Annotated in this window: 7 protein-coding genes and 1 pseudogene; all 8 read right to left on the reverse strand. The window is 33.4% G+C overall.

Features of this window, described 5'->3' with window-relative positions; genetic code table 11:
- A partial coding sequence (locus LDL23_RS10005; protein ID WP_291265568.1) for an adenylosuccinate synthase occupies positions 1–1,009 on the reverse strand: 1,009 nt, incomplete at its 3' end.
- 31 nt (positions 1,010–1,040) lie between these two features.
- The gene (locus tag LDL23_RS10010; protein WP_111566744.1) at positions 1,041–1,478 is read right to left on the reverse strand and encodes a Fur family transcriptional regulator; all 438 of its coding nucleotides are present in this window, start codon (positions 1,476–1,478) and stop codon (positions 1,041–1,043) included.
- A 71-nt stretch (positions 1,479–1,549) separates the two neighbouring features.
- Positions 1,550–2,218, reverse strand: a complete 669-nt coding sequence (locus tag LDL23_RS10015; protein ID WP_291265569.1) for a hypothetical protein — start codon at positions 2,216–2,218, stop codon at positions 1,550–1,552.
- 2 nt (positions 2,219–2,220) lie between these two features.
- Positions 2,221–4,440, reverse strand: coding sequence for a RelA/SpoT family protein (locus tag LDL23_RS10020; protein WP_291265570.1), 2,220 nt, complete (start codon positions 4,438–4,440; stop codon positions 2,221–2,223).
- A 106-nt stretch (positions 4,441–4,546) separates the two neighbouring features.
- Complete coding sequence (locus LDL23_RS10025) at positions 4,547–5,341, reverse strand: RNA methyltransferase (protein ID WP_291265571.1); 795 nt, start codon at positions 5,339–5,341, stop codon at positions 4,547–4,549.
- Positions 5,342–5,403: 62 nt separating this feature from the next.
- The gene (locus tag LDL23_RS10030; RefSeq protein ID WP_291265572.1) at positions 5,404–6,696 is read right to left on the reverse strand and encodes an amidohydrolase family protein; all 1,293 of its coding nucleotides are present in this window, start codon (positions 6,694–6,696) and stop codon (positions 5,404–5,406) included.
- A gap of 2 nt (positions 6,697–6,698) precedes the next feature.
- On the reverse strand, positions 6,699–9,722 hold the full coding sequence (locus tag LDL23_RS10035) for an amidohydrolase family protein (protein WP_291265573.1): 3,024 nt from the start codon (positions 9,720–9,722) through the stop codon (positions 6,699–6,701).
- An 83-nt stretch (positions 9,723–9,805) separates the two neighbouring features.
- Positions 9,806–10,000, reverse strand: a pseudogene (locus tag LDL23_RS10040) (DUF58 domain-containing protein); the annotation flags it as partial.

A 10,000-nucleotide genomic window follows, 5' to 3' on the forward strand; every position in this document is an offset into this window, starting at 1 on the left:
CTGAAAGAACGTCGCCTTTCATCATGTATAATTGTGTTACACCATTTACTTGAACAGCATATTTTAAAGCCACTAAATCTAACCAACCACAACGACGAGCGCGTCCTGTAACCGAACCAAATTCGTTACCAACTTTTGCCATTGTTTGTCCAGCTTCGTTGAAATCTTCTGTAGGGAAAGGTCCACTACCTACACGAGTTGTATATGCTTTGAAAATTCCGAAAACGTCTTTTACTTTGTTAGGTGCAATTCCTAAACCTGTGCAAGCTCCAGCTGCTGTTGTGTTAGAAGAAGTTACATAAGGATACGTTCCAAAATCAACATCTAATAAAGAACCTTGAGCTCCTTCAGCTAAGATTGATTTTCCTTCTTTTAAAGCTTTGTTTAAATATTCTTCGCTATCAATGAAAGTTAATTTTTTCAAGTCTTCTACAGCTGCAAAAAACTCGTCTTCCATTTCTTTTAGATTGTATTGTAATTCTACATCATAGAAAGCAATCATTGCTTCGTGTTTGTCAGCTAAAGCTCTATATCTTGCTTCGAAATCTTCTAATTCGATATCACCAACTCTAAGTCCATTTCTACCTGTTTTGTCCATGTAAGTTGGGCCAATACCTTTTAGAGTAGAACCAATTTTTGCTTTTCCTTTTGATGCTTCAGAAGCGGCATCCAACAAACGGTGTGTTGGTAAAATTAAGTGTGCTTTTCTAGAAATGAATAATTTAGCCGTTACATCCATGTTGAATTTAGCTAAACCTTCAATTTCTTTTTGGAAAACTACTGGGTCGATTACCACTCCATTTCCAATGATATTAATTGCGTTTTTGTGGAAAATTCCAGAAGGAATCGTTCTTAAAACGTGTTTGATCCCGTCAAATTCTAAAGTGTGTCCCGCATTTGGTCCACCTTGAAATCTTGCAATAATATCATATTTTGAGGTAAGAACGTCAACGATTTTTCCTTTTCCTTCGTCGCCCCATTGTAATCCAAGTAGTAAATCTACAGTCATTGTGTTGTTGTTTATTATTTGTAGTTAGTTGTTATTGTTGTTTTTTTGTTCCGTAGAAGTAAAGTGAGTGAGTTGAAATATCAATTCCAAACATTTCTTCCATGGTTTGTTTTATTTGTTGAATTCTTGGGTCACAAAATTCAATAACTTCACCAGAATCAGTTAAAATAATGTGATCGTGTTGTTTATCGAAATACGATTTTTCGTAATGTGCTTGGTTTTGTCCAAACTGATGACGGCGCACCAAACCACATTCTAATAAAAGTTCGATTGTATTGTAAAGAGTAGCTCTACTTACGCGGTAGTTTTTATTTTTCATTTTGATATACAAAGATTCGATATCAAAATGTTCGGCAGTATTGTAAATTTCCTGAAGAATAGCGTAGCGTTCTGGTGTTTTTCGGTGTGCTTTTTCTTCTAAAAATTTAGTAAAAACGTTCTTTACAATTTCTTGATTTTTGTTTTCCATCGTATTGATAAATCAAATATCGGCAAAGATAGTGTTATTTTTTGATATCGTTTTTAATAATTATCAAACGTTTATTGTTGAAAAAAAAGATTCCAAATTTCGGATGTTAAATGTTCAAACATTAAATCTATTCTATATGCTCCGTTTCTAATTAGAGTTTCACCGTTAGGTTTTATTAATCCAAAAGATCCGCAAATAGTAGGATGAAGAAATAAATTGTTTCTAAAAAAATGATTTTGGTCTGAAAAAAAATAATCGTTTTTAGATGTAGGTTTGTTTTTTAAAATAATTTTGTTTTCGAAAAAAGACAAGTATATTAGGTTTGATTTTTGTTCTAATTTTAATTTTATAGGCCCATCGTAGTATTTAATTGAATTTATTTTTTCATTATCTATTGTATTAGAAAACAAGCCATCACAAGAATCATCTAAATAATCAAACTTAATCATAAAAATAGCCGAATTAGAATATTTTTGATTTGTAATTTTTTCAATTTCAGCTTTAACGAATTTGTAGTCAACTTTATAAGTTGAATATTTTGGGGCATTAAATTGATACACGATTCCACTATCAATAGTTTTTCTGTAAGCCATTGCGTTATCTGGATATTGTTCAGATATAATGTCAATATCTTTCTCTTTAATTTCTTTTCCTTCTGGGTCTAACCAATACTTTACTTTAGGGGTTTGTGCTGAAAGGCTAGTGGTTAAAAATAGGATGAGTAATAAGACTTTCTTCATTTTTAATTATTATAAACCCTTGTCACTTTATCAATTCCATCTACTTTTTTGATGTTTTCGATTAGCTTTTTTAGGATTGTATTGTTTTGAACTACCACAGCCACTTGTCCGTTGAAAATTCCAGCTTCACTACTTAAGGAAATACTTTGAATATTTACGTTCATTTGACTTGAAATTACTTTGGTTAAATCGTTTGTAAGTCCTAAAATATCCATTCCAGTAATTTTTAAAATCGCTTTGAATTCTTCTTGTGAAGAGTCAATCCATTTTGCTGGAATAATACGATATGCATAATTGGATTGCATACTGATCGCATTCGGACAGTCTTTTCGATGAACTTTTATTCCTTCGTTGATAGTAACAAATCCAAATACTTCATCTCCTGGTATTGGATTACAACAAGTAGAAAGTTTATAATCTAATTTATCTTGTTCGGAACCGAAAACTAGTAAGTCATATTTTTTACTAATTTCATTTTTATTAATTTGTTCGGGTTGACTTGAAGGCGAACGCTTGATAGTTTTCTTAAAGAAATTAACCAAGGTGTTGCTTTTTTGAGCTGCGTATTCTTTTAATTGTTGGTTTTCAATAGCTCCAATTCCTGCTCTGTAATATAAATCTAAACTAGTCTGTAACTTAAAGAAGTTAACTAATTCGTTAGTTGTATTCTCGTTTAAGGTAATTTTTAAGTGGCGTAATTTTCTTGTAAGGATTTCTTTTCCGTCTTCGGCAATCTTTTTGGTGTTTTCGTTTAAAACGTTTTTAATTTTATTTTTTGCTCTAGAAGTAGTAACAAAATCCAACCATTGTGAAGTTGGTTTTTGATTTGCCGAAGTAATAATTTCTACCTGATCACCACTATTTAAAACATGGTTTAATGGAACTAATTTTCCGTTCACTCTTGTTCCTCTAGTTTTTACCCCAATTTCAGAGTGAATACTGAAAGCAAAATCTAACGAAGTAGCTCCTTTTGGTAACGATTTGATTTCGCCTTTTGGAGTGAAGACATAGATTTCTTTGGCATATAAATTCAGTTTAAAATCTTCAACAAAATCAACGGCATTCGTAGAAGAATTTTCTAAAGCTTCTTTCAATTGGTTTAACCAAATTTCCAAACCGTGTTCCTCTGTAGCTCCATTCTTGTATTTGTAGTGAGCAGCGTATCCTTTTTCCGCAATTTCGTCCATGCGTTCGCTTCGCACCTGAATTTCTACCCAACGACCTTTTGGCCCCATTACGGTAATATGAAGTGCTTCGTAGCCAGATGATTTTGGTGAAGAAATCCAATCACGTAAGCGACTTGGAGAAGGACGATAATGATCGGTTACTACTGAATATATCTTCCAAGCAATGAACTTTTCGTCATGTTGGTTAGCTTTATAAATAATTCGTAAGGCAAATTTGTCGTAAACTTCATCAAAAGTAACGCCCTGTGCCTTCATTTTTCTACGAATCGAATAAATTGATTTTGGTCGTCCTTTGATGACAAATTCAATTCCTTCGTCTTGTAATGATTTGCTTAAAACATCCGAAATAGTTTTGATATATTCGTCTTGTTCTTCTTTAGTTTCTTTGATTTTACTTACAATATCGTTGTAAACTTCGGGTTCGGTATATTTCAAACCTAAGTCTTCTAATTTGGTTTTGATATTGTATAATCCCAAACGATGGGCGAGAGGTGCATAAATATAAAGTGTTTCAGAAGCAATTTTGGCTTGTTTGTAATCCACCATACTTCCCATAGTTTGCATATTATGCAATCGGTCAGCAATTTTGATTAGAATTACCCTAACGTCATCGTTTAACGTTAATAACATTTTACGAAAATTTTCTGCTTGAATAGAAATTTCTTGATCGGTTTTAACTTTGGCTATTTTAGTTAATCCTTCAACCAATTGCGCGATTTTAGGATTGAACATTTTTTCAATATCCTGAACAGTAATGTCAGTATCTTCAACGACATCGTGCATTAAAGCTGCAGCAATTGAAGTTGCTCCCAAACCAATATCGCGCGCCACAATTTTAGCTACCGCAATAGGATGAAAAATATAAGCTTCTCCCGATTTTCTGCGTTGGTCTTTATGAGCATCAACAGCTACATCAAATGCTTTACGGATGATTTTTTTGTCTTCATCAGTAAGGGTTTGATAACTGATGCGAAGTAATTCTTTATATTCTTGCGCAATGGCTTTGTTTTCGGCTTCTAATTCTAACTCTGTCATACATTTTCTTTAACCAACTAAAAGTAAGCTAATTTTTCTAATTGTGCAAGAGAGAAAATAGAGAAAAGAATAAAGAACAAAGATTTGAAGTTGAATTTTGAAATTGCTATTGAAATTGTCTTTGTCTTTTCGCTTCAAATAGTAAAATAGCGGCTGCAACCGAAACATTCATCGAATCGATTTCGCCTTGCATAGGAATGATGATATTTTTTGTGCTTTCTGTTCGCCATTTTTCAGATAAACCAGTGGCTTCTGTGCCAACAACTAACGCAGTGGGAGTAGTGTAGTTTTGGGTATGATATTCGGTTGAATCTTGTAAAGTTGCGGAATAAATATTGATATTATTGGATTTCAAATAAGCAATAACATCTTCCGTAGTTCCAACAGCAATTTGTCGGGTAAACAAACAACCAACGCTAGAACGAACGATATTTGGATTGTATAAATCACTTTTTGGATTCGCGATGATTACAGCATCAATATTAGCGGCATCTGCCGTTCTTAAAATAGCACCAACGTTTCCAGGTTTTTCCAAAGATTCACCAACTAAAATCAATGGGTTTTTAGATAGTTTTAAATCGGATAAAGCTAAGGATTTGGTTTTTGCTATTGCTAAAATGCCTTCAGTAGTATCGCGATATGCTAATTTTTGATAGACTTCTTTCGAGATTTCGATAAATTCTACTGAGCTCGATTTTACTAGATTTTTTATTTCGCTTTCCGAAATGATTTCAGGTAAAAACAGAATGGTTTCTAATTCATAACCACCTTTTAGCGCCAATTCAATTTCGCGTTTTCCTTCAATTAAAAAAGTGCCTGTTTGCTTACGAACTTTTGCCTTCTCTTGCAATTGAACTAAAGATTTAATAAACGGATTTTGAACTGAGGTGATTTGTTTCATGAATTTGAAATTATGAGGCAAAAGTACAAAAAAGCCTCTCATTTACTGAAAGGCTTTTGGTCTTATTTTTTTTGTTGTTCGAATTTTCCTTTGTAGCGTTCGTACAATTCAGTGTGGTGACTTTCTAAACTGATTTGTCTTCCATCAATAAAAGCGAAAGAAATAACATTGGTTTTCATATCTAAAGCGTCGCCTTCAGAAATAAATAAAGTAGCGCTCTTACCTGATTCTAACGTTCCATATTGCTTGTCAATTCCTAAAATTTTAGCGGAATTTACTGTGATTAATTGTAATGCTTGTTCTTTTGTTAATCCCCAAGCGGCACAAGTTCCAGCATAAAATGGAAGATTTCTAGTTTGCATACGTTCCATGTCACCCGCATTTTGTAATGCAACTAAAACGCCTGCATCTACTAATAATTTAGCATTTTTGTATGGTAAATTTACATCTTCATCTTCTAATAAAGGTAAATCGTGAACGCGTTTTAATAAAACAGAAACGTTATTCTCTTTTAATAAATTTGCCACTTTGAATGCGTAATAACCACCAACAATTACCATGTTTTTGATGTTGTTTTTCTTTTTGAATAAAACGGCATCAATGATTTCTTTTTCACCATTTGCGTTTACATACAATGTTTTCTCACCTGTTTGTAAACCTTTCATAGCTTCGTATGGAATATCTTTTTTCGCATTTTTACTTCCCAAATAAGCAAAAGCATTGTCAAAATATTCTTGAATCGCCTTTACTTGTGGGTCGTAATTTTTGTTCATTTCTATTCCTCCTGGTTCTGCCCACCAACCCGCTCTTGAATAGCTTCTTGGCCAGTTTAAGTGAATTCCGTCATCTGTTTTAATCGAAGCGTCTTCCCAGTTCCAAGCATCTAATTGAACGATTGATGAAGTTCCTGCAATTCTTCCTCCTCTTGGTGTAATTTGTGCCAATAAAACGCCATTTGGACGCGTAGTTTCTACTAATTTAGATTCTGCATTATATGCAATAATGCTTCTCACGTGTGGATTGAATTCTCCAATTTCACTTTCATCATCTGAAGCTCTTACCGCATCAATTTCAACTAATCCTAATGTTGAATTTGGAGCAATGAATCCTGGATAAACATGTTTTCCAGAAGCATCAATCACAATATCGTGTTTGGCTGGTTTCATTACTGTTGCATCACCAATATTGGCAATTTTTCCATCAATAATTGAAATTAAACTATTTTCAATTACTTGTCCGTTTCCTAAATGCGCTTTAGCACCTAAGATTAAAATCGATTTGCTTTGTTTTGGGGCTGGCGTTTGTTGGGCAAACCCAAACAAAGAAATAAATAAAAGAACTATATATTTTTTCATGACTAGTTGTATTTGTAGTGAGACTCTTTGCAATATTCTCCTAAAGTGTCACAGTGGTAGTGACCGTTTTCTTTTTTCTTAGGCAATTGCGTTTTCATTCCTTTGTTTTTAGCGTCCAACATGAAATTGATTAGCTCAGCACGTTCTTTTTGAATCAATGCTAAAGTCTCTTTTTCTTTTTCTAAATCGTAGAAAATGATTCCGTCTACTAACGTTTTTTCTGCTCTTGTATAGATTGATAATGGACTATCTGACCAAAGCACCACATCGGCATCTTTACCCACTTTTATACTTCCAACTTTATTGTCAACTTGAAGAATTTTTGCTGGATTTAAGGTTACGAAATTCCAAGCTTCTTCTTCCGTTACGTTTCCGTATTTAACCGTTTTAGCTGCTTCTTGATTCAAACGTCTTGACATTTCAGCATCATCCGAATTGATAGAAACTTTTACACCTTCGTTCATCATAATAGATGCATTGTATGGAATCGCATCGTTAACTTCGTATTTGTAAGCCCACCAATCCGCAAATGTTGAACCAGCAACACCATGAGCCGACATTTTATCAGCTAATTTATAACCTTCTAAAATATGCGTAAATGTTTGAATTTTGAACCCGTAACGTTCAGCTAATTTCATCAACATGTTGATTTCTGATTGCACGTAAGAGTGACACGTGATGAAACGTTTTTTAGCTAAAATTTCGCCTAAAACTTCCATCTCGATATCAAATCTTGGCATTTTTTTATTTTTACCTGATTTGTAAGTATCCCATTCATTTTTGTATTCAATAGCTCTTGTGAAATAATCTTCATATACTTGTTCCACACCCATACGCGATTGCGGGAAACGGTTTCTCGAGAAATCTCCCCAATTCGATTGTTTTACATTTTCACCTAAAGCAAATTTGATGTATTTTGGAGCATCTTTTACTAACATTTCATCAGGAGCATAACCCCATTTTAATTTGATGAAAGCCGCACGACCACCAATTGGATTTGCAGAACCATGTAATAAGTTAGCCGAAGTAACGCCACCAGCTAAATTTCTGTAAATATTAATATCGTCTGAATTTACTACATCTTCAATGGTAACTTCTGCTGATGAATTTTGTCCGCCTTCGTTTACACCGTTTGAAATGGCAATGTGCGAATGTTCATCAATAATTCCAGCGGTTAAATGTTTTCTAGTTCCGTCAACTACTTTTGCTCCAGTTGATGGTAAGTTTTTACCAATTTTTACAATTTTACCGTTCTGAATTAAAACATCGGTTTCTTTTAGAATTCCTTCTTTTTCACCAGTCCAAACCGTTGTGTTTTTGAATAGAATAGTTTCTTGTTTTGGTTTTTCAGTCGTTCCAAACGAAATATTTGGATACGTTACAGCATACATTGAAGGAACTTTTGGTTCGTCTTTTTTGTCGTCTTTCTTTTTATCTTCTTTAGCTTCAGTTGCTCTTTTTGTAGCTGTCCAAGAAGTTTCGTTTCCGTTTTCTAAAACAGCTTTTCCTTGCATCATATCTTTAACGAAAGTTCCAGAAAGTCTAACGAAATTCGCTTTTGTGGTGTCTTGGTTTTTGATTACCAAATTCACCCAAGGATCATTGAATTGAATTTTTGTTCCAAAGTTAATGCTGTCTTTAACCGCTTTTGCTTCGAATTTTGAAGTTTCTCCTTCAATTTTTAGTTCGAATTTATGATTGTCAAACACTAAATCATAAGTCCCTCTGATATCAGTTGGATTAATTTTATCAATGATGTTTCGATTTCCTTGCACCCAGTTTTCTAAGATGTTGCTTTTGTCTTCAAAAATATCACCTGAAACGATGATGAAGTTCGCTAATTTTCCTTTTGAAATAGAACCAATTTTATCAAATTGATTAACCAATTTAGCAGGATTTTCTGTTAAGGCTAATAACGCTTTGTCTTTTGGTAAACCATATAAAACGGCTTTTCTTAAGTTTGATAAGAATGATTTTGTTTCTTTTAAATCAGCTGTAGAAAGTACAAAAGGGACATTATTCTCAGCTAAAATTTTCAAGTTGAATGGTGCTTGATTCCAAAATTTCATATCGCTCAAGCTTACTTGTTGCGCTAAATAGGGGTCAGAAACATCATAAGCATCTGGAAAATTCAATGGAATAATAAAAGTAGCTCCTGACTTTTTGATTTCGTTAATACGCTCAAATTCGTTTCCGCCACCTTTAATTAAGTATTTTACTCCGAATTCATCTCCTAATTTATCTGCTCTTAATACATTTAATTTATCTCCAGCATTAAAGATTTGCAATAAAGATTTGTTCGCATTGAAAGCTTCTAAAGATAAATCTTTATTAGTTGCATTTCCTTGCGCATACCATTTTGCATCATGAAATACTTGGCGAATTAAAGCCATACTTCCCATCATAGAAGAAGGATAACTTTGCTTTGTAAATTTACTTCTGCTGAATGTAAAATGTTGCGATACTTTATCTTTTATCATTCTATCGGCGTTTGTGCCGAAGTCGTTTAAGGTCCAAAGTAAACCGGTTCCAGCAATTACACCATCATTATGATGACTTAAAACGGTTCCAAAACCAGCTTCTCTTAAATTTCCTGCTGCTTTTGAATCGTAGCTTAAGTTTTCATACGCATTGTATTCTGGTTTGATGTGGTCGTTCCAATAATACCCTTCACGATTGGTATCGTATTGAGGAGTGAAATTTCCATTTGGTCTTGGAGTAGGCTTGTTGATTCCGAATTCACTGTACAATTCGATGAATGAAGGATAAATTGTTTTTCCTAAGGCATCAATTATGTTGGTTCCTTTTGGAATTACAACATTGGTTCCTACTTCTACAATTTTGTTGTCTTTGATTAACAGCGTTGCTTTTTCAATTTTTTGCGTTGCTGATACATAAATAGTGGCGTTTGTAATTGCGGTAAAGTTTTTAAAACTTTGTTTTACGCCATCATTTTTTGGAAAGTATTCTTGTGCTTGACTAGTAAATGCAAGCAAGAATACTAACAATAACGATAAGTATCTCATGTTTTTTGGTTTAGTAAAAGTTAAAGATAAAAATTAACTGACGATAATAATTCTAACAATATAAATTTAACAGTTGTTGTATGCTATAGAATTCCTCTGGCTTTGATTTCAAGATATTTATTTATAGTATCTAATGTTAAGTTTTCGGGTTGGGTTAAAACCGAATAAATTCCGTATTTTCTTAATTCGTTTACTATTAATCGTTTTTCGAAAGCAAATTTTTCAGCAATTACCTTGTCGTAAATTTCTTGAACATTATCTGCTTTTTTGTGTATCAG

The sequence above is a fragment of the Flavobacterium sp. genome (genome assembly GCF_020217025.1).
Lineage (GTDB): Bacteria > Bacteroidota > Bacteroidia > Flavobacteriales > Flavobacteriaceae > Flavobacterium.

Coding starts and splice junctions, on each gene's coding strand:
- LDL23_RS10010 (WP_111566744.1), bottom strand. CDS start 1,478: ATGGAAAACAAAAATCAAGAAATTGTAAAGAACGTTTTTACTAAATTT.
- LDL23_RS10015 (WP_291265569.1), bottom strand. CDS start 2,218: ATGAAGAAAGTCTTATTACTCATCCTATTTTTAACCACTAGCCTTTCA.
- LDL23_RS10020 (WP_291265570.1), bottom strand. CDS start 4,440: ATGACAGAGTTAGAATTAGAAGCCGAAAACAAAGCCATTGCGCAAGAA.
- LDL23_RS10025 (WP_291265571.1), bottom strand. CDS start 5,341: ATGAAACAAATCACCTCAGTTCAAAATCCGTTTATTAAATCTTTAGTT.
- LDL23_RS10030 (WP_291265572.1), bottom strand. CDS start 6,696: ATGAAAAAATATATAGTTCTTTTATTTATTTCTTTGTTTGGGTTTGCC.
- LDL23_RS10035 (WP_291265573.1), bottom strand. CDS start 9,722: ATGAGATACTTATCGTTATTGTTAGTATTCTTGCTTGCATTTACTAGT.